Origin of the sequence: Streptomyces sp. NPDC057099 (assembly GCF_042671245.1) — a bacterium.
GTDB classification, from domain to species: Bacteria; Actinomycetota; Actinomycetes; order Streptomycetales; family Streptomycetaceae; genus Streptomyces; species Streptomyces purpurascens.
Genome location: NZ_JBHUTX010000008.1, coordinates 165008 through 190581, shown reverse-complemented (window position 1 = coordinate 190581; position 25574 = coordinate 165008). Strand labels below are relative to the sequence as shown.

Below are 25574 nucleotides of genomic sequence, written 5' to 3'. Positions count from 1 at the left end.
GGGGTCGTCTTCCGGTGTCCGGGCGTGCCGGGTCAGGCCGCCTCGTCCGCCTCCTCCGCCGGCTCCTCCCGGCGCGGCAGCAGAGCCACCGTCAGGGCCGGTACGGCCGCGAGGACCAGCCAGGGCACGGCGGCCGGGAGGCCGAGGTCGAGCAGGGAACCGGTGGCCGCGCTGCCGGCCAGGACGATCAGGCCGGAGACCGAGGACAGCGCGCCCATGTAGAGGCCGATCCGGCCCTCCTCGGCCAGGTCGGGCACCCAGGCGCGGGCGGCGGGCACGACCAGCATCTGTCCCACGGTGAGCAGCACGACGAAGCCCGCGGCGGGCAGCAGCCCGGCGACTCCCGTCCAGCCCGCGGGGCGCGCCGCGGCCACCACCGCGAAACCGGCCGCGATCAGCAGCAGCCCGGCCGTCATGGAACGGCGCAGGTCCAGCCGGTCGCCCGCCCAGCGGGTCACCGGCAGCTGGGTGAACACCACCAGCACCGAGGACAGGGCGAACAGCCAGGACAGCGGCGCCTGGGAGCCCGCCGCGCGCTGCACCTCGTCCGGCAGGGCCAGATACAGCTGGTTGTAGGCGAGCAGGTACGAGCCGTACGCCCCGCACAGGGCCAGGAAGCGGCGGTTGCGCAGCAGCAGGCGCACCCCGCCCCGCTCCCGGGTACGGACCCGGCCCGGGATGTGCTGCGGCATCAGCCACAGATGCCCGGCCAGGACGAGCACGAAGACCGCCGCACCGGCGAGGCACGCGGTGCGGAAGTCGACGGCGAGCAGCAGAGCGCCGAGCAGCGGTCCGACGAAGGCCCCGGCCTGGCCAGCGACGCTGAACAGGGCGAGGAGACGCGTGCGCGAGCCGTGTCCCTCCTCCTCCCAGACCACCGCCTGGCGGGCCACCTCGGACTCCACGGCGGGAGAGAACAGCGCGGCGGCGAAACCGATCACCAGCACGGCGCCGATCACGGCCCAGCTCGCCTCCGCGTACCCGAGCCACGCGAACCCGGCGATCCGCAGCACACAGCCGGCCAGCACGACCGGCCGCACCCCGAACCGGTCGACGAGCCAGCCGCCGACCACGAACAGCCCCTGCTGGCTGAAGGTGCGCAGCCCGAGCACGAACCCGACCAGCCAGCCCGCCATGCCGATCGCGGTGCCCAGGTGCTCGGCGAGGAACGGCAGGACCGCGTAAAAGCCGACGTTGAAGGCGAGCTGGGTCAGGATCAGCAGCCGCAGCAGCGGCGACAGCTCCTTCCAGAGCCGCCAGGTGCTTTCGCGCGGGGTCTTGGACGTACGGGCGGCCCGGCGGGCCAGCACGCGGGAGATGAGGTCGGTCATCGTTCTTCTGCCGGTGAGGTGGACGTGGACACAGGGGCCAGTAGCGCGTCGGGGCTGTTCCGCCGCCGCTGCGGGGGCATGACCCGCTCCCCGGGCGATCCGGCCGGGCCCTCGGGCCGCCCGCGCCGCCGGGGCAGCCGTACGCCGCCCGCGGCCGTCACCGCGAGCGCCCCCAGCAGGGCGAGTACGGCGGCGGGGAAGAGGACGGCCCACGGGGCGCGCTCGGCGTACGGCTGGTTCTCGGCGAGCAGCAGGCCCCACTCGGGGGACGGCGGCTGGGCGCCCAGGCCGAGGAAGCCGAGCGCGGCGAGGCTCAGCGCGATGCCGGGCAGCCGGAGCAGGGCGTGCCGGGCCACCGGCGACAGTACGGCGGGCAGCAGTTCGTGCCAGAGCAGATACCAGCGGCCGGCGCCCAGGGCGCGGGTCGCGGCCAGGTGTGTGGTCGCGCGCTCCTGCCGCAGCAGGGAGGACGTGTGGGCGGCCAGCGGGGACCAGGCCACGACGCCCACGGCGAACGCCGGTGTCCAGGGCCCGCTGCCCGCGATGCCGGAGACGAGGAGTCCGGCCAGGACGGGCGGCACGGCGCTGACGGTGTCGACCAGCGGCCCCGACAGCCTCGGCAGCAGCCCCAGCAGCAGCCCCGCGACGAGTGCGGCGGCGCTCACCGCGAGGGCGAGGCCGAGGGTGGTCAGCGCGCCGTGGGAGACCCGGGCGAGGACGTCCCTGCCGAGCGCGTCCGTCCCGAACGGATGCGCCGGGGAGGGGGGCCGGAGCCGGGCGAGGGTGTCCAGGGCGAGCGCGTCGCGGGGCAGGCCGAACCCGATGACGGCGGCGAGCAGCGCCCCGTAGAGCAGGGGCAGGGCGCGGCGCGCGGACGGGCCGGGGCGGTGCAGGGAGTGCAGGGCGCCGTCGCGCAGCGCGGGCCCGATGAGCAGCCGGGCCGACAGCCGGGCGAGGACCCCTGCGAGGGCCGCGACCAGGGCGAGGGCGAGGGTGCCGGTCTGCAGGACGGGCAGGTCCTGGGCGAGGGCGGCGTGCAGGGTGAGCCGGCCCAGCCCCGGTATGTCGAAGATCTGCTCGACGGCGACCGAGCCGCCGGTCAGGCCGACCACGAACAGGCCCAGATTCGGCAGCAGTCCGGGCACGCAGCGGCGCACCGCCTGCCGTGCCACGGACTTCGGCGGGACGCCGCGTGCCGCGGCCGCCAGGGACCACGGTTCGGCGAACGCGCTGGGCAGCAGGTCGTCCAGCATCCGTCCGAGGATCGCCCCGGCGGGCAGACCGAGGGCGAGCGAGGGCAGCACCATCCACTGCGGCCCGTACCAGCCGAGGGCGGGCAGCCAGCCCAGCTGGACGCCGATCACCGAGGCCAGCACGGAGGCGACGAGGAACTCGGGCAATGCGGCCAGCACGGCCGACGCCGCGCCGCCCGGGCCGCGTGCGGCGAGCCGCCCCCGCGAGCCGAGCCGCAGGGTGCGGGCGCACACCGCCGCCACGGTGCCCGCCGCGACCACGAGAGCCCCGGACATCAGCAGCAGCGAAGCGCCGAGCGCCTGCACGACGCCGGGCAGCACCTGGCCGCCGGACACCCACGACGTGCCGGCGTCCCCGTGCAGCAGCCCGCCCAGCCAGCGGCCGAGCAGTGCCGGCGGGCCGTCGTCCAGGCCGAGCTGGTCGCGGATGGCGCGCAGGGTCTCGGGCGTCGGATCACGGTCCGCCGAGCGGGCCTTGAGCACGGTCAGCGCCGGGTCGGTGCGCGACAGCCACGGCAGCAGGCCGATCGCGCCCACCAGGGCGGCCATGAGGACGGCCCGCCACAGCAGCGTCGGGGCGGCGCCCCGTGCCAGGACGCGCAGGGCGGCGAGGCCCTTGGCCAGGGGTGAGGTCGAGGTGTTCAGTGTCGTCCCCGTGGTGTTCAAGCGAAGGGAATCTCGAAGTGCACCACGCCGTTGCCCCCGCCGGGCACTTCCTCCCGCTCGTCGCAGACCACCTTGCCCAGCGTCCGCCACAGGCCCATCGCGCCGGGCGAGTGCGGGTACGTGTGCAGATAGAGGGACCGGTACCCGCCGTCGGCCCGGGCGAAGTCGACCAGCCCCTCGACGAGCCGCCGGGCCAGTCCGCGCCGCCGGTGTGCGGGGCTTACGTACAGCCGCCGCAGTTGCGCGGTCTCGCCCGAGGGGTACCGCTCGGCCAGCCAGCGCGGGTTCGGCGGATGGGCCGGCCCGCGCGCGTCCAGTGCCCCCGTGGCCGCCACCGTCCCGTCCCGCTCGTCCACGGCCACCAGGAGGGTGTGCCGCGGCGGTTCGACGTAGAACGGCACCGGGTCGATGATGTCGGCGTGCCAGGTCGGCACATAGCCGGTGTCGAAGTCGCGGTACACGGCGTCCAGCATCACCACCCGCGCCCCGTCGATGTCCGCAGGCGTGGCTTCCCTGATGCTGTAGTCGTGCATTTGCGCATCATATGCAAATCAGTTGAACGCTCATTCAGGGGCCGCTGATGTGGTTCCGGGGGCCGCCGAGGTGATCTGGCTCAGCACGCACCGCCAGCGCCCGTCCCGCTTCACGAACACGTCCGTCGTCCACTCGTCGGCGTCATAGCGCTCGCCCTGGTAGTGGGCCGTGTTGGTGACCCGTCCGGTGACCACGGCAGTGTCGCCGTAGACGCGGACCCTGGGCCGGGTCCTGAGGTCCATGGCCGAGTGGGTGAGCTCCCCGGACCCGACGAAGGAGAGGAACCTCTCCTTCGGATCGATCCCCGACTCGGAGACGATCACCCACTCGTCCGCCATGAAGCCCGCGATGCGTGCGGGGTCGTTGGCGACGATCGCGGCCGCCCAGTCCTTCACCAGACCGGCGAACTCGCGGACGGTGTCCTCGCCGGGTTCCTGGGCCGCCGCGTCGGGATCTTGGTTCATGTCGCGACCGTAGCGCGTCAAGGCCGCGATCCGGGGTGTTCAGCAGTCCGGGTGACCTCGCGCGTCTCGGGCGCCGACGTGGGAAAAGGATGCGGTCGTCGTTGTCCGGCCGTCCGTCCGTCTTCCGAAAGTGATCACCGTGTCCCTGACCGCCCCCGCCCCCTCCGCCGTCGGCACCGCGCTGCACTCCCAGAGCCCGGTCGACATCCGTCCGCAGGCCACCGACGTGTCGGCGCTGCCACCCCTGCGCCTGCGCCATCCGGCGCGGCTCTCCCTGCGGCTGAGCTTCGAGCGTCCGAAGCGGCACCGGCCTGACTGCGTCCGGGCCGAGGAGGGCTCGGTGAAGGCCGAGCCGCCGCGCGGACAGGACTGCCTGATGAGCATCGGCGACGCCATCTACCACCTGGAGGACATCCACTGGCACACGCCGTCCGAGCACACCGTCGGCGGGGTGGCGTTCCCGATGGAGCAGCACCTGAAGTACGCACGGACGATCGGGGACGGGCACGGGGACGCGACCGCGACCGCGGCCGGTGCGAAGGAGTACGCCGTGCTCGCCGTCTTCGTCCACCCGGGCGACGCCAACGGCTCCCTGGACCGGCTGCTGGAGTCCGCCAGCCGGAGCGAAGACCCCTGGGACGTGCCCGACGTGGAGATCGACACCCTGCTGCCGCCCTGCACCGAGTCCTACCGCTACCTCGGATCCACCACGACCTGCCCCTACACCACCGGCGTGCGCTGGACCGTCCTGACCCATCCGGTCCAGGCGTCCGCCGCCGCGCTGGCGCACTACCGGAGCCTCTTCCCCGAGGGCAACGCCCGCGAGGTGCAGCCGCTCGGGAAGCGGCGCATCGCCGGGGACAGCCATCGGTGGTGGTGACTCGCCCGGTTCAGCCCTCGGACGGAGCGAGCACCACGAAGTCCGCGTTCGCCGGGTCGAGACAGACGGCCAGCCGGCCGACGCCCTCCATGTCCTCGGGTCCCATCTGCACGCTGCCGCCGTGCTCCCTGACCTTGGCCACGGCGGCGTCGCAGTCGCCGACGGCGAAGACCGGGTGCCAGTACGGCCGCCCGTCCGTCAGATCCAGGTCCTCCGGGCGGAGCTCCACGAGGCCGCCGTGCATCCGGTCCTCGGGCAGCCCGGCGGGGGTGATCAGGGTGTACATGCCCGCGTCGCCCGGCATCGGCATGTCGCTGAACTGCCAGTCGAAGAGTCCGCCGTAGAACGCCCTCGCGGCCGCCGCGTCGGTCGTCATCAACTCGGTCCAGGACAACGAACCCGGCGCGTCGACGAGGTCGAGGCCCTTGGACGTCCCCGGCTGCCAGACGGCGAACTGGCCTCCCTGCGGGTCGGTGTACTGCGCCATCCGGCCCCATTCCTCGAGGTCCATCGGCGCGACGCGCACGCTGCCGCCCGACTGCTCCACGGCCTTCGTCGTGGCGTCCGCGTCGGCGACGCTGTAGTAGAGCATCCAGGCCGAGCGGGCTCCCTCCTCGGTGAGCTTGCCGAGCCCGGCGACGATCTTGCCGTCCTTCCGGAACATCCCGCCCTCGAAGTCCTCGCTCTCGCCCATGGACTCGTAGTCCCACCCGAGTACGGCGCCGTAGAAGGCAGCGGCGGTCCGGACGTCCGGAGCGCCGAGGTCGAGCCAACAGGGGGAACCGGGGGCGAACTCCGTGGTGATCATGGCGATGCTTTCCCTTCCGCAGGTCCAGTGTGCCCAGCGTGGCACCGGGCACTGACAAGCGCCCGTCGGCCGCTCTCCTCTGGGGGACCTCCGGTCGGCCGTGGAATCATCGGGGTCGTCGGCCGGTCGGGTGGTCGCGGAGTTCTGTGCGGTGAGGGTGGTGGGCGGGCGTGGTGGTCGGCTGGGAGTGGGACGACACGTTGTTCTCGGGGACCGCCGCCTACTACGAGCGGGGGCGGTTGCCCTACGCCGCCGGTCTGGCGGACGCGCTCGCCGAGGAGTTGCGGCTCGACGGGGAGGGGCGCCTCCTCGACGTGGGCTGCGGGCCCGGGACCATCGCCCTGAGCCTCGCGCATCTGTTCGGCGAGATCGTCGGGGTGGATCCCGACAGCGGGATGATCGCCGAAGCCGGGCGTGGGGCCGCCGGCCGGGGAGTGGGCGCCAGGACCCGGTGGGTACGGGCGCGGGCCGAAGCGCTGCCCGCGGGGCTCGGCACGTTCGACGTCGCCACCTTCGGTCAGTCCTTCCACTGGATGGACCGCGACCTGGTGGCCGCGACCGTCCGGGAGATGCTCCGGCCCGGCGGGGCGCTGGTGCACATCGCCGACCTGAAGACGGAGCCCCGGACCGTCGACGGCATGCCGCACCCGGCGGTCCCCTACGCGGAGGTGGACGACCTGGTGAAGCGCTACCTCGGGCCCGTGCGACGAGCGGGCCGCGGGGTGCTGACGCAGGGGACACCGGGCGCGGAGGACGAGGTGCTCGCCCGGGCGGGCTTCTCCGGCCCCGGGCGTCTCGTCGTCCCCGGCGGGCAGGTGCTGGAGCGGACCTACGACGATGTCGTCGCCTGGGTGTTCTCCATGTCGTTCTCGGCGCCGCATCTCTTCGAAGGGCGCCGGGACGACTTCGAGACGGACCTGCGGCTGCTGTTGCGCGAGGCCTCGCCGTCGGGCCGGTTCTCCGAACGGGCACCGAGCACGGAGGTCTTCGTGTGGCGGAAGGGCCCGGCCGCCGCCTGAAGGAAGGGCCGGCCGTGTCAGTGGACGGACATACCGCCGTCGACGTAGACCGACTGTCCGGTGACGTAGGCGGACGCCGGGCTCGCCAGGAAGACGGCCGCGCCCGCGAAGTCCTCGGCCAGGCCGTTCCGCCCGATCAGCGTGCGCTCGGCGAGGGCGGCGACCTTCTCCGGGTCCGACGAAAGGCGCTTGTTGAGCGCTGTCATGACGAAGCCCGGCACCAGGACGTTGCAGGTGACGCCGCGCGGCGACCACGCCTCGGCCTGGGAACGCGCCAGCGACTCCAGCCCGCCCTTCGAGGCGCCGTACGCGCCGCTCTGCACGAACGCCCGGTGCGCCTGCTGCGAGCTGATGTGCAGGATCCGCCCGAACCCGCGCTCCGCCATGCCCGGGCCGAAGCGCTGCCCCAGCAGGAAGGGCGCCTCCAGGTTGACGGCCATCGTGAGGTCCCAGACGTCCTCGGTCAGTTCGTCCATCGGCGGGCGCAGATTGATCCCGGCACTGTTGACGAGAATGTCGGGCTCCCCGAACGCCTCGACCGCCCGCTCGGCGGCCGTCCGCACACCCTCGCGCGTGCCCAGATCCGCGCTGACCCACGCGGCCCGGCAGCCCTCAGCTGTCAACTCCTCGACCGTCGCGGCCAGTCCGGCCTCGCCACGGGCCACGACCACGACGCTCGCACCGGCCCGTGCGAGGGCACCCGTGATGGCGCGCCCGATACCGGAACTACCGCCGGTGACCACCGCGACGCGGCCGTCCAGGGAGAACAACTCGGAGAGATACGCCTGCGTTGACCGGGTCGTCTGTGTCGTCATGACCCGACACTCTAGGCGGATGGATCACGGGGGAAGCACGCGGCTGCCGCATACTGGCACGTCATGGACCACACCCCTCACCACCCCGAACGGCACCCGCGCGGGCAGGCGTCCTGGGGGACTGCCGTGAAGGCGACGCTGCACTGTCTGACGGGGTGTGCGATCGGCGAGATCCTCGGCATGGTCATCGGCACCGCGCTCGCGTGGGGCGACGTGCCCACCATGGTCCTGGCGATCGGGCTCGCCTTCCTCTTCGGCTACTCGTTCACCCTGTTCGCCGTCCTGCGGGGCGGCCTCGGCCTCAGGGCCGCGATCAAGGTCGCGCTGGCCGCCGACACGGTCTCGATCGCGGTGATGGAACTCGTCGACAACGCGATCATCGCGCTCACCCCGGGCGCGATGGAGGCCCACCTCACGGCCGGACTGTTCTGGTCCGCGCTGCTGGGCGGCTTCGCGGTCGCGTTCCTGATCACGACCCCGGTCAACAAGTGGATGATCGGCCGGGGCAAGGGTCATGCCGTCGTGCACGCCCACCACTGACGTGAAGTCGCCTTACGGCACGGGCGAGTCACCCGCGGCCGGTGAGCAGGCGTACGTGCCCGGCGGGGAGTTTCGGCCACCAGTGGTGGTAGCGGCGGTAGACCTCGGTGTCGCGGTCGGTCAGGAGAGTTGTCAACGACGCGGCCTCTTCCGCGAGACCGTCCCATGTGGTGTGTGGCAGGTCATGGAACGCCGTCGCCTCGATGCCTTCGTCGGTCGCGCGCCACACGCCGGCGACCCGGCCGTCGACCAGGAGGGTGGGCAGCACGTCACCGTTGACGCGGATCACCAGACGGCGATAGTCAGGGGGGATCACGCGGCTGCGGTCGACGTGCGCCAGGAGGACGCTGTCCCACATGGCCATGAGGCGCGGGGGCGCCGGAGTGTCCGCCGGTGGGCGTGGGGCGTCCGGTAGGTCGAACAGGACCGTTCCGTCCGGTCCGCGCAGCTCCTCCACCGTGTCGGACAGGGCGAGCAGCGCCTGCCGTACGGGCTGTCGCGGCAGCGTCGCGAACTGTGCCACGTCCGCGACCGACGCCGGCCCGAAGCCCCGGAGATAGCGCAGGACGAGCTCCCGCAGCGCCCCGGCCGCCGGCTCCCGGCCCGTCGGTACGGGACCGGTCCGCGCCGCGACGAACGACGCCCGGGTGCCGAACGACCACGGCCCGCCGGTCGGGAGGTGGAGCAGCGGCGCGTACCCCTTGAGCCCCCACCACGCGCCGGCCTTCTTGTCCGCGCCGACCCGGTCCTCCAGCCATGCCTGAAGCTCCACGGCCGTCCGCGGCCGGTCGGCGAAGTCCAGCAGCTCCGGGACGAGTGCCTCGCCGTCGGCCGGTGTGAGCCCCGCGGCGGCGAAGCGGTAGCCGAGCCGTGAGGCGTACAGCGTCTGCTGCATCGCCTCACGGAACACCTGGTAGTCGTCCGCGTGGACCGCGTGCAGCGTGATCCGCATCAGGGTCGCCTTGACCACCGCACGCCGCGCGAAGGCGTCGTCCAGCTCGGCCGGGGAGAAGCCGGCCAGCCGGTTCCACAGCGCCACGTACGGAGAGGCGGCATGCTGCGCCTGGAGCGCCACCACACGCCGCACGGCCTCCCCGGCCTCCATCACCTCCCGGCCCAGCAGCATCTGACGGCCGAGGGTCGCCCGGTTGAGCTCCTGCGCGGTGATGTCCACGCCGGGGATTCTGCCGTGACCCGACCGGAGGCATCGATTCCTGGGCAGTGGCCTGGATCACACGTTACGGATTGAGTATCAGGGCCGGGCGATTTCCGTACCCCTGGGCGACGGGGCGGGGCCGGATGCGAAGATGAGGCGCCATGACAGCTGGGTGGTGTGCTCGCACGACACGGGCCGCGGTGTTCGCGGCCGTCTGTGTCGTGCTCGCCGCCCTGGGGCACGTCATGATGTCCGGCGACCATGTGCCCTTGTCGACCCTGGTGGCCGGCTGGGCCGTGACGGGTGTGGTGGGCTGGTCCCTGGCGGGCCGTGAGCGGGGACTCCGGCTGGTCGTCGCCGTCGCCGTGATCGTCCAGACCGGACTGCACTCGGCGTTCTCGCTCGCGCCGGCACCGGCCGCAGGGGCAGCCGGCGGCACGGACTCCATGGACATGCCCTCCATGGGCCATGGCATGGGATCCATGGGCCACGGCAAGGGGTCCATGAGTCATGAAATGGGCTCCATGTCCCAGCACATGGGGCATACGGGACACGCCCCGGACGGCGACTCGTCCCTCGGCATGCTCGCCGCCCACCTGCTGGCCGCGCTGCTGTGCGGTCTGTGGCTGGGTCACGGCGAACGGGCCGTCTTCCGGCTGCTGCGCGCCGTGGGCAGCCGGCTGGCCGCGCCGCTGCGGCTCCTGTTCGCCCTGCCCACGCCGCCGCCCCCGCCCGTGCGCGTACGGCGCTGGTCCTGCGACCGCGCGCCGCGCCTTCTCCTTCTCGTCCACGCGATCACCTCTCGAGGACCGCCCGTGGGGGCCGCTGCCGCCTGACGGCAGCCGGCAGTCCCGGGGCGGCACTCCGCGCGCCCCGGTCTCGGTCGTACGTCCGTACATCACGCCGTACGGACGCGGCCGTATCCCCGCTCACCGGCCGCACGCGTGTTTCGTGTGCTCCCGGAATTCCGAGAAGGACACCAGGTGATCACTCCTGCCCTGCCCCTTTCATCCGAGCGAAGCCCGTCGGCCGACGAGTCGATAACCGCCTGGGCGCTGGCCGCCCGCGGCGGCGACTCCGCCGCCGTCGACCGTTTCGTGCGCGCCCTGCACCGTGACGTCATCCGCTATGTCGCCCACCTGTGCGCCGATCCGCAGGCCGTGGACGATCTGGCGCAGGACACGTTCCTGCGGGCGCTCGGCAGTCTGCACCGGTTCGAGGGCCGTTCCTCGGCGCGCGTCTGGCTGCTGGCCATCGCACGGCGCGCGGTGGCGGACAGCCTCCGCTACTCCGCCGTCCGCCCCCGCCCGGCCGATCTGGCGGACTGGGAGCTGGCGGTCGAGCTCGCCCAGCCGCGCGGCCTGCCCGGCTTCGACGACGGCGTGGCGCTGGTCGAGCTGATGGACGGACTGCCCGAGGAGCGGCGCGAGGCGTTCGTCCTCACGCAGCTGCTCGGTCTGCCGTACGCGGAGGCGGCCGTGCTGAGCGACTGCCCGGTCGGCACGGTCCGCTCCCGGGTGGCCCGTGCCCGGGCGACGCTCATGGCCCAGCTGGCCGAGGCGGAGGAAACGCCGACGCCCGCCCTGGCCGCGGCCTGACGCATCCCGGGCTCGGTGCCCGCCGGCCCGGTCCGGCGGGCACCGAGGCCCGCGGGCGGATCAGGAGGCCTGGGTGCGGCTCAGGAAACCTGGGTGGCGTCGTCCAGGAAGTGGAACCCGGGCCTGGGATGCATCAGGAAGTCGTGATGCGAGATGTTCCAGGCGTAGGCGCCAGCCAGGCAGAACACCACCCGGTCCCCGGCCCTGAGTTGCGGCACCGGTACCCGGTGGGCCAGCACGTCCTTCGGTGTGCACAGCTGCCCCGCGAGCGTGACGGGCCCGCTCCTCGCCGCCGGCCGGGGCCAGGGGTGCGGCCAGGAGTCCACGGGCAGGACGGAGCAGGGCTGGTCGTGGCCCTTCGTCGCCGGGGTGCGCAGATGGTGCGTGCCGCCCCGGACCACGGCGAACTCCTCGCCGTGGCTGCGCTTCACGTCCAGCACCTCCGTGGCGTACCAGCCGCAGTACGCGGTGAGCGCCCGCCCCGGCTCGATCCGCAGTGTCAGCCCCGGATGAGCCTCGGTGAGCCGGGCCAGCCCCTCGCCGTACGCGGCCCAGTCGAAGCGGCGCTCCGGGTCGGTGTAGTCGACGCTCATGCCACCGCCGACGTTCACCTCCGGGATCGGCACACCGAGACCCGTGGCCCAGCCGACCACGCTCCCCGCGACCGCCACCAGCTCGCCCGCTTCCGGGCCGCTCGCCAAGTGGGCATGCACACCCCGTAGTTCGAGCTGCGGGTAGGTGCCGGCGGCGAGCGACCGGATCACGGGTTCGGCCCGGGCGGGGTCCATGCCGAAGGGCGTCGGCCGCCCGCCCATCGCCAGCGAACTCCCGGCGAGCGAGCCGTCGGGCACCGGCAGGTTGACGCGCGGCAGCACCGCGACACGCCGCCGGGGCGCGACGCGGCGGGCCAGCTCGGCCAGTACGCGCAGCTCGTGCTCGCTCTCGACGTGGAAGCGGTCGACGCCCAGCTCCAGCGCGGCCGTCAGCTCGTCCGGCGTCTTGCCGGGCCCGCCGAAGGCCAGCGGCCGCCCCGGCACCGCCTTGGCGACATGCGCGAGTTCACCGCCGGACGCGGCCTCGTAGCCGTCGACGCTGGACTCCAGCGCGGCCAGGATCTCCGGCTCCGGGTTCGCCTTGGCCGCGTAGTACAGCTCGACCCGCCCGGGCAGCGCGGCCCGGACCCCGGCGGCGTGGGTGCGCAGAGCCGCCAAGTCATAGAGATAGGACGGGAGTTCCGGGGACGGCAGCGACGCGGCACGCTCGCGCACCGCAGGGGTCGGGTGGGTCATCGGGAGCTCCTCTTCGCCTCGTGCAGCACCTCTTCGCCCAGCGGCGACGGCAGCCGGACGTATCCGGCCTCGCGGTCGGCCTTGCGCTCCCAGCGGGTGAGCAGGTTGGTCTTGGCGGGTAGCGGCACCCCGGCGAGCAGGGCGGCCAGGCGGGGCGGGCAGCCGTGCCGGCCGGCGTAGGCGCGCAGCGTGTCCCGTACGCGGGCCCACAGTGCCGCCTCCGTCTCCGGACGCAGGTCGGCGAGGGCCGCGAGCATTTCGGCCACGTGGTTGACGAGCAGGCAGTACACGACCCGGTCCCAGCCGCGCCGCGCGTCGTACGTCATCGGCCCGGCCACCTCGGGCGGCAGCGCGGCCAGCGTCTCCGTGTGCTGCTCGGGCACCAGCTTGGTGCCCTCCAGGTCCCGGAAGAGGACCTGGGCGGGCCGGCCCGTGCCGTCGACGCAGAGCAGCACGTTCTGCAGATGCGGCTCCAGGACCAGGCCGTGGTCGAAGTAGGCGGCCAGGACGGGCGGCAGGAGGAGCTCCAGGTAGGCCGACCACCAGTCGAGCGCCGTGACCGCGTCCGCCCCGGAGAGGAGCCGGGAGACCTGGGCGGCACCCGTCGGGTACTCGTCGGCGACGGCGGCCGCGAGCAGGGGAGTGGTATCGGGGGCGAGCCGCCGGGACAGGCCCTCGCGGACGATGACGCCGAAGCCCTCCAGCAGATCGCGGTCCGGCACGCCGTCGGGGCCGGGCAGGGCGAGGGTGCGGTAGGCCGGTTCGCGGAGCACGGCACTGCCGGGGAAGCGCGCGGCCAGGTCGGACAGGGCCGGGGCCAGCGCCCGGGTGAGGGCGACCGCCCCGGTCAGCTCGTAACTGCTGTTCTTGCGCAGGCAGTTGGTGATCCGCACGTTCAGGCTGAACTTCAGGAACGTCTCCCCGTCGTACAGCGTGCGCACGGACGCGGTGGCCGCGAAGGGCCGGCCGCCCGGCCCCAGGTCGAGCACGTCACCGCGGTCCAGGGCGGCACGCAGCAGCGGGTGCTCCCGGAGCGTCTCGTACTGCCAGGGGTGGGCGGGCAGCAGCCGGTAGCCGGCCGGGACGTCCGGGCGCTGCCGGTCCAGGGCGGCGGTGGCCCACGGCTCCGCGCTCTCCTGCGCGATCAGCTGCTCCCGCACGGCGAGGTGCCGCAGCGGGAAGGAGGCGCCCGTCTCGGGGGCGTACGCGGCCCAGGAACGCGGGTCGCCGGTGCGGGCCTTGGGCGTGGGGTGGAAGCGGTGCCCGAAGAGCAGGGACTGCTCGGAGGCGAGGTAGGCGGACAGCGGGTCGCCCGGAGGCTCCGGAACCTCCGGCAGGGCGGTGAGCGCACCCTCGACGGCCGCGTGGCTGGAGACGACCTGCGCCAGGAACTCCTCGTTGCGCACGCCGGTGCGCAGCGACAGCTCGTCACGCGTGTACTCGGCCAGCCGCCGCCAGTCCACGTCCGCCCAGCCGCCGGCTCCCTCCTCGCGCACCGGGCCGGTGAACCGGTGCGCGCCGAGCAGCGACGTACGGCGCAGGGCGACACTCAGCAGCACCCCGCGGCGGGGCAGCCGCAGCAGCAGACGGCCGTCGGCGACGACGGTCTGCCGCTCGGGCCCGGACACCTCGCGCAGCAGACAGTTCAGCAGGGTGTGGGCCACCACGTCGTCGGCGGTGGGCAGGCAGACCGGGTCGGCGGTGCGGCCGGGCGATTCGGTCAGCGAGGGCATGGCAGGCTCCAGCGGTTGCGCGGGTTCGTGGGAGGGAGGGGGCGAGTACGGGGTACGGACGGCGGAACCGGCGGTCCGGCTCGCGGCTCTCATGGCGTACTCCGGGACGGCAGCAGGTAGTTGGGCCCGGTGGTGTAGTGCTTGTTGATGTCGGCGGCGCCCGACCGCTCCTTGCTGAGCAGCGTCCCGGCCGTGACCATCGCCTTCACCGGCAGTTCCGGGGCGTCGAGGACCCGGGCGCGCAGGACCTCCCCCGCCTCGTCGCCGAGCCGCTCCACGGCCTCGGCCAGCCGGTCGCGCACCAGCCGCAGCAGCACGGGCAGCGGGGCGCGGCCGTGCCGGGCCAGCCCGAACGCGTAGGCGCCCGCGCACAGATGGACGGTGATGGTGGCGAAGAGGTCGGCCACCGGCCCGTCCTCCGTGCCGAGCACCCGGGGGTCGTCGAAGTCCCACCGGCCCGGGAGCCGGGCGTGCAGCCGCCGCCTGTCGACGCGCGGACCGTCGTTGTCCTTCAACAGCAGTCGGAGACTGCCCGGGCGCAGTACCAGGGAGATGTTCTGCTGATGCGACTCCAGCGCGACTCCGTACCCGAACAGGGTGGTCTGCCAGTCGAACAGCAGCGTCAGACAGGCGTCGAGCAGGGCGAGCGGGTCGCCGCCGTGGAAGCGGTCGGCGAGATGGTCGACGACCAGCCGGCCGTCCGGCGCCTCGGCGAGGAGCGCCGCCATCGGCACGACGACCGAGTCCTCGAGTCCGGCCGGGTGGCGGCGGCACAGCACGGCCAGCAGTTCGTGTCCCGCGTGGGCGTACGTGGTCTCGTCGGCGTGCAGGATCGTGTCCCGGAACCGGGGCTCGCGGGCGACCACCTCTTGGACGAGCCGCTGCCCGAGGGCCCCGTCGACGAGCGTGCCGGGCTTGACGGACCGCTTGTTGCGCAGTCCCAACGAGGAGGTGGCGAGGGGCAGTTTGAGGTGCAGCGCCGGGTCCGTCACGGTCGCCACCGTCCGCATGGACAGGGTGGGTACGACGTCGAGGCAGCTCTGTTCGGCCAGTACCGCCCGCCCGCGCAGGCCGGTGGCGCCTAAGGCCGCGTCGAGCGGAGGGCCGACGGTCAGCGGGTGCACCGGCAGGGCGAGGTGCGTGCGCTCCAGCCCGGGCAGACCGAGCCGCCCGGGCGTCGGCCACAGCTCGGGAAGCGTGCCGGTCAGCAGCAGCGCCTCCCGGGGCACGGCGAGCCAGCGCAGCGGGAACCGCGGATGGAACTCGGGCGCGTACGACCGCAGGTGCTCCTCGTCCAGCCCCGCCCGGCCGCGCGCGGTCGGGTACACCGGATGGTCCAGACGGGCGGCGAGCGTGTCGAACGCCGGACCACGGCCGAGGCCCGTCCAGCGGGCCGGATCGGCGCCGTGGCGGTCCGTCAGCCGCCCGGCGACGGCATCGCGGGTGTCCGCGTGCAGCCGTAACGTGGCCAGCGTCTGCCGGCACTCCTCGGCGAAGGCGTCGAAACCGGCCCGGTCCTCGGGCTCGGCGAGCGCGCGCAGCGCGTCCAGCACCTCTTCGTACGACGTCAGTTCGGCGCCGTCCGAGGCGCGCAGGAGCAGCGGCAGCCGGGCGGCGTACCGGCACTGGAAGCCGTCCTCGGTGACCGGCAGCAGCAGGGCGTCACGGCCGGCGGCAAGCCGCAGCCAGGGTCCGTCCGGCCGGTGGACGAGGGTGCTCCGGGTGCGCAGTCCGACGACGTCCTCGCGCAGGAGGGCGCTCAGCACCCGGGTGAGCAGCTCGGCCGCGCAGCCGTCCGGGGCGGGTGGCAGTACGGTCACGCCCGGATCTCCCAGCGGAGGGTGGCCAGGAAGTCGGCGGCCACGCGGTCCACGGTGTCCTGGTCGGTGCCGGTGGCCCGCAGGACGCCGAGGTAGTCGCGGTTGGTGCGGTACAGCTCGTGCCGCTCGCCGACCGCCCGCAGCGGACGGTACGTCAGACACACCCCGTCGACGCTGAGCTCGGTGGCGGCCGGGGCGTCGGTCAGGGTCCCGGCCCGGTCGGCGCACGGGTACTCCAGGAGGGCGGCGCGGTCGCGGCGGGCACCCGGATCGGCCGGGAGCGGTTCGCCCAGATGGGTGCGGAGGATGTGCTCGAACAGCGGGATGTCGAGGAGCCGTTCGAGCAGCAGGTCGCACTGGTCGCCGATGGCCCGGTAGTTGACCTCGATGATCCGTGCCCGTCCCTCGTGCACCACGAACTCGGTGTGACAGGCGCCGAATCCGACGCCGAGCGCGTCCAATTGGGCGAGCACCTGCGCGACGACCGGCTCGGGGTGGGCCGGGACGAAGGTGAGGCGCTCCTCGATGAAGTACGGGAGCGGCGACAGCGCGGTGCGGAAGCCGCCCAGGACGTGCCGGACCCGGCCGTCGCCCAGGGTCTCCAGCGTGCACAGCTCGCCGGGGAGGTACTCCTCGACGACCAGGGTGATGCCCGGCCGTCGCTCCAGGATCTCCTTGGCGCGGATCGCCAGGTCCTCGGGGCCGTCGACGAGCACGACGTCCTCGCTGGCCACGCCCTCGCGGGGCTTGACGACACACGGGTAGGGCGCGTCCAGAGCGGTCGGTGCGGTGAGTTCGGCCGACCAGACGGTGTCCGCTCCGGCGGCGGCCAGCCGGCGGCGCGTCTCCGCCTTGTCCTTGCAGCGCAGGGTGGCCCGCCAGTCCTTGCCGGGCAGGCCGAAGTAGGCGGCGGCCAGCGCGGCCTGGGTCTGGAGGTGGTCGCTGTTGGTGAAGACGGCGGCCGGGCTGTCATGGGCCGAGATCCGCGACACGACGGCCCGGAAGTCCCGCACGTCACACTCCAGGACCTCGGCGTCCGGGCGGGTTCTGCGGTGGGCGTCGGGCTGGTCGGTGAGGACGGTGACCTCCAGGCCCAGCCGGGCGGCGGCGGGCAGGAAGCCCTCGGTGACGGAGTCGGTCGGATTGAGGGCGAGCAGGTACAGGCGCATGGCGGTCTTCCATCGGTGGGTCGGGAGCACGTCCGACGATCTTGTACCTTAGGTTAGCCTTACCTATCCAATCGCGGGTTGCAACTGCCCGTAGGAGTGATCGATGCGCACTGTCCTGGAGTCACCGCCGACCCTCGCCGCCGTCCTCGGTACCGCCTACCGGCGGCTGACCGGCATCTGCGAGGCGCTGACCGTCGAGGTCGCGGACCCCGGGACGGCCTACGATCAACAGACCATCACCGGCGCCGAACTGATGTCGGATCAGTCGGCCCTCGACGCCTTCCTGGACGCCGAGGCGACGCGCATCCACACCCGCTACGCCCACACCCCCCGCTCCCACGTCACCGCCTCCCGCGCCCTGCACGACTACGCCTGGACGGTCGCCCTCCTGATGAGCGGCGTCTGGTACCTGGAGCGCCGGGTGCCGCGCATCCGGCCCCAGTCGGTGCGCCTGGACCTCGCGGCCGGGGCGTACACGATCACGCCCGAGCCCCGCGTCGCCTGCCTGCCCGGCGACCCCGTCGCCGCGCTGCCCGGCGCGGTGACCGTCGTGGGCGAGGAGGCCCTGCGGGCCGAACTACGCGCCGCGGTCGCCGACCACATGCGCCCGCTGCTCACCGCCCTGGGCCCCGCCGTGCGCCGCGGACCGCGTGCCCTGTGGGGCATGGTCGGCGACGACCTCGTCTCCGGGATCTGGTACCTGGGCCGGACCCTCGGCCGCGAGGAGGACGCCGTACGCGCGGCGACCGCGCTGCTCCCCGAACCCGTCAGCCCCTACCCCTCGGGAGCGGACTTCCGCCTGCTGACCGGCACCGACGGCCGCCGCCACACGACCCGCACCCGCGCCGGCTGCTGCCTCTACTACGCCATCCGGCCCGACGAGGCCTGCGGCACCTGCCCCCGCACCTGCGACACGGAACGGTTGCGCCGGCTCGAGGAGTGACCAGCCGTCAGTCTCCTGCCTCCACCTCTCGCCAGAACGCGTCGACCCGCGCGTTGAACACCTCCGGCACCTCCTGGAACGGCTGATGAGCCTCTCCGGGCAGCACCTCGAACTCGGCGTCCGGGATGCTCTCCGCGACCTCACGGCCGAGGCGCGGGGGCGTGGCCAGGTCGAGTTCGCCGGAGAGGACGAGGGTCGGCGCGGTGATGCCGCCGAGGCGGTCGGACGTGTCATGGCGGCTGAATGCCGCGAGCTGACGCTGGAAGGCCTCGGCGGACTGCGGGTGCTCGAACGCCAGCGTCTCGTCGATGAGGCGGTCGACCAGGCCGTCGGCATGGGCGCGAGGTGTGTAGATCCACAGGTAGAACGCCTCGAGCATGGCCCGCTCGGTCGGAGCCCGCTCCACCATCCACTCCCAGAAGCGCGTCATCGCGCGGAAGTAGGAGTCCGGGCGCGCCGTCGTGCTCATCAGGACCAGGCTGCGGACGAGGCCGGGATGCCTCAGCGCCAGCTCCTGCGCGATGAAACTGCCTCCCGAGAAACCGGTCACGTGGGCGGCCTGGATCTGGAGCGTGCGCAGCAGCGCGGCGGCGTCGTCGGCCATCCGGGGCATGGTGAGCGGTCCTTCGGGCAGCGGCGTACGCCCGGCGCCCCGGTTGTCGAAGGCGGTGAGCCGGTAGCGGTCCGCGAGCCCGTCGAGCTGTGGCTGCCACGCCTCGACGGGATCCCCGAGCCCCGAGATGAGCAGGACATCGGACCCCTGGCCCCGTCGCTCGACCCAGAGCTCCACGCCGCCCGCGTCGATCATCTGTCCCATGGCCGCCTCCCGGAGCGGGGAACCGTGGTCGTCACCCTCGCGCCGGCGCGATGTTCTGGTTGGCGTGGAACAGGTTGTCCGGGTCGTAGGTCCGCTTGACCCGGGCGAGCCTGTCGTAGTGGTCGCGGTACGTCGCCCGGACCCGCTCCTGGCCCTCGCCCGTACCCATGAAGTTCACGTACGAGCCGCCCATGGAGTACGGGTGCAGTTCCTCCTGGTAGTCCACGCACCACTGCCTGATGGCCCCGGCGTTGACCGGATCGGGGTCCACACCGGCGAAGACGCCCGACCAGACCGCGTCCCGGTAGCTCCACGCCGTCTCGTCCGGGCCCATCCGGTGGGCCGCCCCGTCGACCGGGTAGAGGTGCATCAGCGAGAGCTGGGTGGGGTTGCTCTCGCCGTACTTGAGGTGCACGTCCAGGGCGGCGTCCGGGATGTGGTCGAAGAAGTCGCCGCGCCAGTACCACTGGTAGCCGGTCGGGATCAGTTCGTCGAACATGCTCTGCAGCCCGACGTACGGCATCGGAGTCGTGAAGTGGAAGGCCGGCGGTCCGGCCTCGTGCACCACGGAGAGTGTCTCGTCGAGCCGGTCCAGGTCGCCGGTGTGGCACCAGACGATGCCGCACATCTTCCGCCGGTGCAGCTCCTCGGGGAAGGGCGGACCGGGCGGGACGACGAACATGTTGAAGAAGCCGTACACGTCCTCGGGTGCCTGCGGGAGGAACGCGCGGTACCAGGCCAGCACCTCGCGGGTGTGATCGACCGGCCAGACGGTCACCCCGACGCCGACCGTGTCCACCGGGTGCAGCCGGTAGGTGAGGGAGGTCGCGATGCCGAAGTTGCCGCCGCCACCGCGCAGGGCCCAGAAAAGGTCGGGGTGCTCCTCCGCGTTGGCGGTGACGTAGCTGCCGTCGGCCAGTACGACGTCGGCGGCGATCAGGTTGTCCGCGGTCAGGCCGTACTTGCGGGTGAGATAGCCGTGTCCGCCGCCGAGGGTCAGGCCCCCGACCCCCGTCATGGAGATGATGCCGGTCGGGGTGGCCAGGCCGAAGGCGTGCGTGGCGTGGTCCAGGTCGCCGAGCTGAGCGCCGCCGCCGGCCTGCGCGGTCCGCGCCGCCGGGTCGACGTGCACCCCGCGCATCGGCGACAGGTCGATGGTGACGCCGTCGTCCACCAGGCACAGGCCCGGGCCGCTGTGCCCGCCGCCCCGCACGGCGAGTTCCAGTCCGTGATCGCGGACGTAGGCGACCGCGGCCATGACATCCGCGGCGTCCGCGCACCGCACGATGGCGGCGGGGTGCTTGTCGATCATCGCGTTGTAGATCTTGCGGGCCTGGTCGTACTCCGCGTCCCGTGGGCCTATGACCGGCCCTCGCAGCGTGGTCCGCATGTCTTCCAGGGTGGCGCTGTTCATGACGATCTCCTCGGGACGCGTGCCCGTGCTGACATCACCAGCCTCCCGCCGACCGCGCGGCTGTGCATGTCCGGCGGGGAGTCACCGCCCGGCCGTCCGCGGATTCAGGTCAGCGCGACCTCCACCGGCAGCCTCTTGATGCCGTTGACGAAATTGGACCGCACCCGCGGCACGTCACCGGCCAGGCGGACGTCCGCGAGGCGCGGGATCAGCTCCTCGAACATGATCCGGATCTCGGTGCGCGCGAGCAGATTGCCCAGGCACAGATGGGGACTGCCCTTGCCGAAGGTGACGTGGTCGTTGTCGGCGCGCGTGACGTCGAAGGCGTACGGATCGCCGAAGACCTCCTCGTCGCGGTTGCCGGAGGCGAACCACATCACGACCTTGTCGCCCTCCCTGACCAGCCTGCCGCCCAGCTCGACGTCGCGCGTGGCGGTGCGGCGGAAGTGGTAGACGGGGGAGGACCAGCGCAGGAACTCCTCCACCGCGACCGGGATCAGCGAGGGGTCCTCCTGGAGGCGGGCCAGCTGCTCGGGGTGCTGGATCAGGGCCAGCATCGAGTGGGAGATGGTGTGCCGGGTGGTCTCGTTGCCGGCGACGACCAGGAGCAGGAAGTAGTTGTCGAAGTCCTGCGGGGAGAGCGGCACACCGTCCCGGGGGGTGGTGTTGACCAGCCGGGAGACCAGGTCGGTGCCGTCGCCGCCGCGCCGCCGGCGCGCCAGCTCCCGGCCGTACTCGAAGACCTCCAGTGAGGCGGGGGAGCGGAACGGCAGATCGCGGTACCGCTCGCTCTCCTCGCTGTGCAGCAGGACGTCCGCGTAGTCGGGGTCGGTGTGGCCGATGATGCGGTTGCCCCAGTCGATCAGCCGCTGGTTGTCCTCCGGGGGCACGTCCAGCAGCCGGGCCAGGACGTTGATCGGGAAGTCCGCCGAGACGTCCTCGACGAAGTCGAAGCGGCCCTTGGCGAGGGCGGCGTCGAGGGTCCGTGCCGTCAGTCCGCGCAGGAAGTCGGTGTAGCCGCTGATCACGTTCGCGCCGAACTGCCGCTGGATCAGGCTGCGCAGCGCCCGGTGCCGGACCCCGTCCAGTTCGAGGATCGAGGCGCGTTTCTTGATCTGGTCGTCGTCGACCTCCTCCAGGTTGACGAACCTCGTGGAGGTGAACGTCTCCGGGTCGCGGTCGACCCGGACGATGTCCTGGTGCCGGGTCACCGCCCAGAAACCGGAGTTGGGCGCCTCCTCGGGCTGCCAGTGCACGGGGTCCTGGTGACGCAGGGTGTGGAACATCCGCCAGGGCGTGACACCGTCCGTGAAACGGTCCAGGTCGGCGAGGTTCACATCGGCCAGGGGAAGCGGCTCGCGCAGGGCGTCGGTCGGGGTCTCGGTGGTCATCGAACAGCTCCTCGGCGTCGCAGGGGGCGTCACAGGTGGTAGGCGTACTCGGTGAACTCCCAGTCGGTGACGTGCCGGTGGAAGCGTTCGACCTCGTCGCGCTTGTAGGAGAGGAAGGAGGTGGTGAAGCCCTTGCCGAGCAGGTCGGTCAGGGCGGTGTCCGCCTCCAGCGCGTCGAGCGCGGCGGACAGGGTCTGCGGCAGGACGGCGGACCGGGCGGTGTCGTAGCCGTAGCCCTCCAGCGGGGCGGGCGGCTCCTCGCCGGCCAGGACGCCCAGGAGGGCGGCGGCCGTCGTGGCGGCGATCGCCAGATAGGGGTTGGCGCTCGCGTCGCCCAGCCGCAGTTCGAGCCGGGCACCCGAGCCGCGCTCGGGCGGGATGCGCACCATGGCGCTGCGGTTGTCCAGCCCCCAGTCGATCAGCCAGGGCGCGAGGGTGTCCGGGCCGAAGCGCTTGTACGAGTTGACGGTGGGGTTGAGCAGCGCGGCCAGGGCCGGCGCGTGGGCGAGGACACCGGCCACGGCGTGCCGGGCGACGGCGGACAGTCCGTACGCGCCCGACGGGTCGTCGAACGTGTTGCCGCCCTGGTCGTCCTCGCCCGAGAGGTGGAGGTGGAAGCCGGAGCCGCCCGCGTCGTTGAAGGGCTTGGCCATGAAGGTGGCCAGTCGGCCCTCTTTACGGGCCAGTTCCTTGATCGCCGCCTTGAAGCGGAAGGACCGGTCGGCGGCCGAGAGGGCGTCGGAGTGCGCCAGGTTGATCTCGATCTGTCCGCCGTCGAACTCGTGGTTGCCGCTGATCACCCCGATCCTCAGATCGCGGACGTGGCGCAGGGTGCGCAGCAGGTGGTTGTCGGGGTCGGCGCGCAGCCCGGCGGTGTAGACGACGCCCGGGTCGGGCGCGTAGCGGCGCCAGCCGCCGGACGGGTCCGGATCGCACAGGAAGTACTCCAGCTCGGGCCCGACCACCGGCCGCAGCCCGTGCTCGGCACACCGGGCGAGGACGGCGCGCAGCAGGTCGCGGGGCGACTCCGGGGCGGGGGCGCCGGTCGCCGGGTCGACGACCTCGCCCAGACAGGCGGCCACCCCCGGCTCCCAGGGCAGGGGCACCAGCGTGCCGAGGTCCGGCCGTACGCAGATGTCCGGCAGCCCCGCGTCCAGCCCGCCGCTGACCGGGACCACGTCGCCCTGCGGGCTGGTGTGGTAGACGGCCCGGCAGAACGCGAGACCGTGCGCGCAGGCCCGGGGCAGCTCCTCGAGCAACACGTCACGAGCCCGGTCGGTGCCGATGAGGTCGGGATAGGTCACCCGGACCACGTCGATGCCGTCGGCGGCGAGCCGCTCCATGTGGCGGCGGACTTCTTCAAGGTCGTGAGCGCTCACCGTTGTCTCCTCGGGCGGACGTCGGGACACCTCCGGGGCACGGGGCCGGGGAGGCGGGTGGCGGGAGAGCGAGCAGGCCGGGCGCGGCGGAGCCAGGGACCGCCCGGTGCTTTGTTTGATGCCAAACGGTAGGGCTGGGTGAGGGGTGCCGCAAGGGGGCGGGGGCAAGAATTTATCCATCCGGATAGCTATTGACCAGACCCCTGCCCCTGCCTACCTTGTTTGAAGCCAAACGAGTTCGGGGCGCGTTCGATCGCACCCCGTTGGCCGGGGTCCGGCCCTTCCGGCCGGGCCCCTTTTCCCTCCCCTTCGACGCCCTCACATTCAGGAGGACCGGCCATGAAGGTCGTCGTCGACATGAACAAATGCCAGGACCACGGCCAGTGCGTCTTCGCGGCCCCCGACGTCTTCCACATGGACGACGCCGGCCGCCTGGCCTACGTCCCCGACCCCGACGACGCGCTGCGCGACGAGGTCGAGGAGGCCGCGGACGTCTGCCCGCTCCAGGCCATCCGGATCGAGGACTGACATGAGCGGGCGCATCGTCGTGGCAGGCGCCTCCCTGGGCGGCCTGCGGGCGGCCGAGCAGCTGCGCACCGCCGGCTGGACCGGCGGCATCACGGTGCTCGGCGACGAGCCGCACCCGCCCTACAACCGGCCCCCGCTGTCCAAGGAGGTCCTCGCCGGCAAGGCGGCCTTCACCTCGCTGGCCTTCACCCCGAAGGCGTCCGTCGCGGACGTGGAGTGGCGGCTGGGCACGAAGGCGGTCGCGGCCCGGCTCGCCGAGCGGACCGTCGAACTCGACGACGGCTCGGTGCTCTCCTACGACGGCCTGGTCGTCGCCACCGGCATGCGGCCCCGGCGGCTGCGCTGCCCCGGGCCGCTCACCGGCCGCCACACCGTCCGCACGATCGACGACGCCCAGGCCCTGCGGCGCGAACTCACCCGGCCCGGGGTGCGGGTGGTCGTGGTCGGTGCGGGCTTCATCGGCTGCGAGGTCGCCGCGACGGCCGTCGGGCTGGGCGCGTCCGAGGTGACCGTGGTCGACCCGCTGCCCCTGCCGATGGTCGGGCCGCTCGGCGAGCTGCTCGCCCGCGCGCTGCTGCGGCGGCACGAGGAGCACGGGGTCCGCTTCGCGCTCGGCGCGGGTGTCGCCGGATTCGAGGGGCGGGACCGCGTCACCGGTGTCGTCCTGGGCGACGGCTCCGTGCTTCCCGCCGATGTGGTGGTGGAGTCCGTCGGCTCGGTCGCCAATACCGAGTGGCTGGGCGGCAACGGACTCGATCTGAGCGACGGCGTGCTCACCGACGAGCACTTGCGGGTCGGTGGCCGTCCGGACGTCGTCGCCGTCGGCGATGTCGCCCGCTTTCCCAATGCCCGCTACGACGGTGTGCCGCGCCGGGTCGAGCACTGGTCCGTCCCGGCCGACTCGGCGAAGCATGCCGCGAAGGTGCTGGTCGGCGGCGTGGCCGGGCTGGCGCCCTTCGCGCCGCTGCCCACCTTCTGGAGCGACCAGCACGACTTCCGGCTCCAGTCCTTCGGCGCGCCCGTCCTGGGGCTCGGTGACGTCCGGGTCCTCGACGGCGATCCGTCGGGGGACGTCCTGGCCGGCTACCACCGCGACGGACTGCTGGTCGGTGTCGTCGCGCTCGGCGGACCGGCCGTCGGCCGTGCCGCCGCCCGTCATCGCGCCGAGCTGCTGAAGCAGCCCGCCCTCACTGTGCAAGGAGCCCTCAAGTGACCGTTGTTCAGGGTTACTTCCACCCCAAGACGGCGAGCGGTGCCTCGTCGCTGATTCCCGCGCCGCCGTGGCGCTACTCCGGAGACCTGCTGACCGTCGAGTACCGGACGGATCCGTCCCGGGTGCGTGAACTGCTGCCCGAGCCCTTGGAGTTGGCCGACGAGGATCCGGGGGCCGTCGCCCTGATCTGGGCGGACTGGCAGTCGTGCTCGGGGGCGGGGGAGGAGCTGCTCGATCCTGTGCGGGCGCAGTACAAGGAGGCGTTCGCGGTCGTGCGGTGCGGGTTCCGCGGGCGGATCTACTCGCGGTGCGTCTACATCTGGGTGGACAAGGACTTCGCGATCGCGCGGGGGCTGCACCAGGGGTATCCGAAGAAGCTCGGGTCCATCCATCAGACGCGGCCGCATCCGTACGGGCCCGCGCCGCGGATCGAGGCGGGGGCGCGGTTCGGGGCGACGCTGGCCGCGGCGGACCGGCGGTTGGCTCAGGCCGTGGTGACGCTGCGGGAGCCGTCTGAGAGCGGCGGCTTCGTCAACGGGCATCCCATGGCTCATCACCGGTGGTTGCCGTCGATCGAGGGCAAGGGGCTGGCTCTTGACGAGCTGATCGAGTCCGGGGCGGCTTCGTTCGAGGGTGGGCGGCCGTGGGTCGGCGATGCGGAGTTGGAGTTGTTCGAGGCGCCTACGGAGGAGTTGGCGCGGCTGGAGGTGCGTGAGCCGATCGCTGCGTATTTCCGGCAGGTCGGGGTGGTCTGGGACGGAGGGCGGCTGCTTGAGGTCGGTACGTCCGGAGCGTGTGCCGAGTGAGGTTTGTG

24 protein-coding genes are annotated in these 25574 nt (G+C 73.0%); 9 read left to right on the top strand and 15 right to left on the bottom strand.

What is annotated here, in order from left to right; genetic code table 11:
* Window positions 1-32 precede the first annotated feature (32 nt).
* The 4 genes from ACFT4A_RS14345 to ACFT4A_RS14330 form a co-directional block, all read right to left on the bottom strand.
* Window positions 33-1331, bottom strand: a complete 1299-nt coding sequence (locus ACFT4A_RS14345; RefSeq protein WP_382829506.1) for an MFS transporter — start codon at window positions 1329-1331, stop codon at window positions 33-35.
* Window positions 1328-3133 carry an ABC transporter permease subunit gene (locus ACFT4A_RS14340; protein ID WP_382829738.1) on the bottom strand — a complete coding sequence of 602 codons (1806 nt, stop codon included), beginning with the start codon at window positions 3131-3133 and terminating at the stop codon, window positions 1328-1330. The genes ACFT4A_RS14345 and ACFT4A_RS14340 overlap by 4 nt, the downstream gene beginning before the upstream one ends.
* Window positions 3134-3246: 113 nt before the next feature.
* Window positions 3247-3783: a GNAT family N-acetyltransferase gene (locus ACFT4A_RS14335; protein WP_382829504.1), complete on the bottom strand. Its 537-nt coding sequence runs from the start codon at window positions 3781-3783 to the stop codon at window positions 3247-3249.
* Between the two features lie 30 nt (window positions 3784-3813).
* Entirely contained in the window at window positions 3814-4248 is a 435-nt protein-coding gene (locus ACFT4A_RS14330) for a nuclear transport factor 2 family protein (protein WP_382829502.1), read from the bottom strand.
* A 139-nt stretch (window positions 4249-4387) separates the two neighbouring features.
* Here ACFT4A_RS14330 and ACFT4A_RS14325 point away from each other — a divergent pair, with 139 nt between their 5' ends.
* Window positions 4388-5128 (top strand): carbonic anhydrase family protein, encoded by a 741-nt coding sequence (locus tag ACFT4A_RS14325; RefSeq protein WP_382829500.1) that lies wholly within the window; start codon window positions 4388-4390, stop codon window positions 5126-5128.
* 10 nt (window positions 5129-5138) lie between these two features.
* Here the strand turns inward: ACFT4A_RS14325 and ACFT4A_RS14320 are convergent, their stop codons facing one another.
* Window positions 5139-5936: a VOC family protein gene (locus ACFT4A_RS14320; protein WP_382829497.1), complete on the bottom strand. Its 798-nt coding sequence runs from the start codon at window positions 5934-5936 to the stop codon at window positions 5139-5141.
* 170 nt (window positions 5937-6106) lie between these two features.
* On the opposite strand from ACFT4A_RS14320, the gene ACFT4A_RS14315 reads away from it, so the two are divergent.
* Window positions 6107-6955: a class I SAM-dependent methyltransferase gene (locus ACFT4A_RS14315; protein WP_382829494.1), complete on the top strand. Its 849-nt coding sequence runs from the start codon at window positions 6107-6109 to the stop codon at window positions 6953-6955.
* 17 nt (window positions 6956-6972) lie between these two features.
* On the opposite strand, the gene ACFT4A_RS14310 is transcribed toward ACFT4A_RS14315, so the two are convergent.
* Window positions 6973-7770, bottom strand: coding sequence for an SDR family NAD(P)-dependent oxidoreductase (locus ACFT4A_RS14310; RefSeq protein WP_382829493.1), 798 nt, complete (start codon window positions 7768-7770; stop codon window positions 6973-6975).
* A 63-nt stretch (window positions 7771-7833) separates the two neighbouring features.
* On the opposite strand from ACFT4A_RS14310, the gene ACFT4A_RS14305 reads away from it, so the two are divergent.
* The gene (locus ACFT4A_RS14305) at window positions 7834-8310 is read left to right on the top strand and encodes a DUF4396 domain-containing protein (RefSeq protein WP_382829490.1); all 477 of its coding nucleotides are present in this window, start codon (window positions 7834-7836) and stop codon (window positions 8308-8310) included.
* Window positions 8311-8338: 28 nt separating this feature from the next.
* Here ACFT4A_RS14305 and ACFT4A_RS14300 read toward each other — a convergent pair whose 3' ends face one another.
* Complete coding sequence (locus ACFT4A_RS14300) at window positions 8339-9484, bottom strand: winged helix DNA-binding domain-containing protein (RefSeq protein WP_382829487.1); 1146 nt, start codon at window positions 9482-9484, stop codon at window positions 8339-8341.
* Between the two features lie 143 nt (window positions 9485-9627).
* On the opposite strand from ACFT4A_RS14300, the gene ACFT4A_RS14295 reads away from it, so the two are divergent.
* Window positions 9628-10302, top strand: coding sequence for a hypothetical protein (locus tag ACFT4A_RS14295; RefSeq protein ID WP_382829484.1), 675 nt, complete (start codon window positions 9628-9630; stop codon window positions 10300-10302).
* A 147-nt stretch (window positions 10303-10449) separates the two neighbouring features.
* Window positions 10450-11064 carry a sigma-70 family RNA polymerase sigma factor gene (locus tag ACFT4A_RS14290; RefSeq protein WP_382829482.1) on the top strand — a complete coding sequence of 205 codons (615 nt, stop codon included), beginning with the start codon at window positions 10450-10452 and terminating at the stop codon, window positions 11062-11064.
* Between the two features lie 80 nt (window positions 11065-11144).
* On the opposite strand, the gene ACFT4A_RS14285 is transcribed toward ACFT4A_RS14290, so the two are convergent.
* The 4 genes from ACFT4A_RS14285 to ACFT4A_RS14270 form a co-directional block, all read right to left on the bottom strand.
* Complete coding sequence (locus tag ACFT4A_RS14285; RefSeq protein ID WP_382829479.1) at window positions 11145-12353, bottom strand: type III PLP-dependent enzyme; 1209 nt, start codon at window positions 12351-12353, stop codon at window positions 11145-11147.
* Window positions 12350-14086, bottom strand: coding sequence for an IucA/IucC family protein (locus ACFT4A_RS14280; RefSeq protein WP_382829476.1), 1737 nt, complete (start codon window positions 14084-14086; stop codon window positions 12350-12352). Before ACFT4A_RS14280 ends, ACFT4A_RS14285 begins: the two co-directional genes overlap by 4 nt.
* An 89-nt stretch (window positions 14087-14175) precedes the next feature.
* On the bottom strand, window positions 14176-15906 hold the full coding sequence (locus ACFT4A_RS14275; RefSeq protein ID WP_382829473.1) for an IucA/IucC family protein: 1731 nt from the start codon (window positions 15904-15906) through the stop codon (window positions 14176-14178).
* On the bottom strand, window positions 15903-17075 hold the full coding sequence (locus ACFT4A_RS14270; protein ID WP_382829470.1) for an acetyl-CoA carboxylase biotin carboxylase subunit family protein: 1173 nt from the start codon (window positions 17073-17075) through the stop codon (window positions 15903-15905). The genes ACFT4A_RS14275 and ACFT4A_RS14270 overlap by 4 nt, the downstream gene beginning before the upstream one ends.
* A 103-nt stretch (window positions 17076-17178) precedes the next feature.
* On the opposite strand from ACFT4A_RS14270, the gene ACFT4A_RS14265 reads away from it, so the two are divergent.
* Complete coding sequence (locus ACFT4A_RS14265) at window positions 17179-18018, top strand: (2Fe-2S)-binding protein (protein ID WP_382829468.1); 840 nt, start codon at window positions 17179-17181, stop codon at window positions 18016-18018.
* Window positions 18019-18025: 7 nt separating this feature from the next.
* Here the strand turns inward: ACFT4A_RS14265 and ACFT4A_RS14260 are convergent, their stop codons facing one another.
* From ACFT4A_RS14260 to ACFT4A_RS14245, 4 genes are all read right to left on the bottom strand, one after another.
* Complete coding sequence (locus tag ACFT4A_RS14260; RefSeq protein ID WP_382829465.1) at window positions 18026-18835, bottom strand: alpha/beta fold hydrolase; 810 nt, start codon at window positions 18833-18835, stop codon at window positions 18026-18028.
* Window positions 18836-18866: 31 nt separating this feature from the next.
* On the bottom strand, window positions 18867-20249 hold the full coding sequence (locus ACFT4A_RS14255) for an FAD-binding oxidoreductase (protein WP_382829463.1): 1383 nt from the start codon (window positions 20247-20249) through the stop codon (window positions 18867-18869).
* Window positions 20250-20353: 104 nt separating this feature from the next.
* Entirely contained in the window at window positions 20354-21640 is a 1287-nt protein-coding gene (locus ACFT4A_RS14250; protein ID WP_382829460.1) for a cytochrome P450, read from the bottom strand.
* 29 nt (window positions 21641-21669) lie between these two features.
* Entirely contained in the window at window positions 21670-23019 is a 1350-nt protein-coding gene (locus ACFT4A_RS14245; protein WP_382829457.1) for a glutamine synthetase family protein, read from the bottom strand.
* Window positions 23020-23358: 339 nt separating this feature from the next.
* Here ACFT4A_RS14245 and ACFT4A_RS14240 point away from each other — a divergent pair, with 339 nt between their 5' ends.
* Genes ACFT4A_RS14240 through ACFT4A_RS14230 form a run of 3 tightly spaced genes read left to right on the top strand, consistent with a single transcriptional unit; the run spans window position 23359 to window position 25566 of the window.
* The gene (locus ACFT4A_RS14240) at window positions 23359-23547 is read left to right on the top strand and encodes a ferredoxin (RefSeq protein WP_189722078.1); all 189 of its coding nucleotides are present in this window, start codon (window positions 23359-23361) and stop codon (window positions 23545-23547) included.
* 1 nt (window position 23548) lies between these two features.
* Window positions 23549-24760 carry an NAD(P)/FAD-dependent oxidoreductase gene (locus tag ACFT4A_RS14235; RefSeq protein WP_382829455.1) on the top strand — a complete coding sequence of 404 codons (1212 nt, stop codon included), beginning with the start codon at window positions 23549-23551 and terminating at the stop codon, window positions 24758-24760.
* Window positions 24757-25566: an acetoacetate decarboxylase family protein gene (locus ACFT4A_RS14230; protein WP_382829453.1), complete on the top strand. Its 810-nt coding sequence runs from the start codon at window positions 24757-24759 to the stop codon at window positions 25564-25566. The genes ACFT4A_RS14235 and ACFT4A_RS14230 overlap by 4 nt, the downstream gene beginning before the upstream one ends.
* The last annotated feature ends 8 nt before the right edge of the window (window positions 25567-25574 follow it).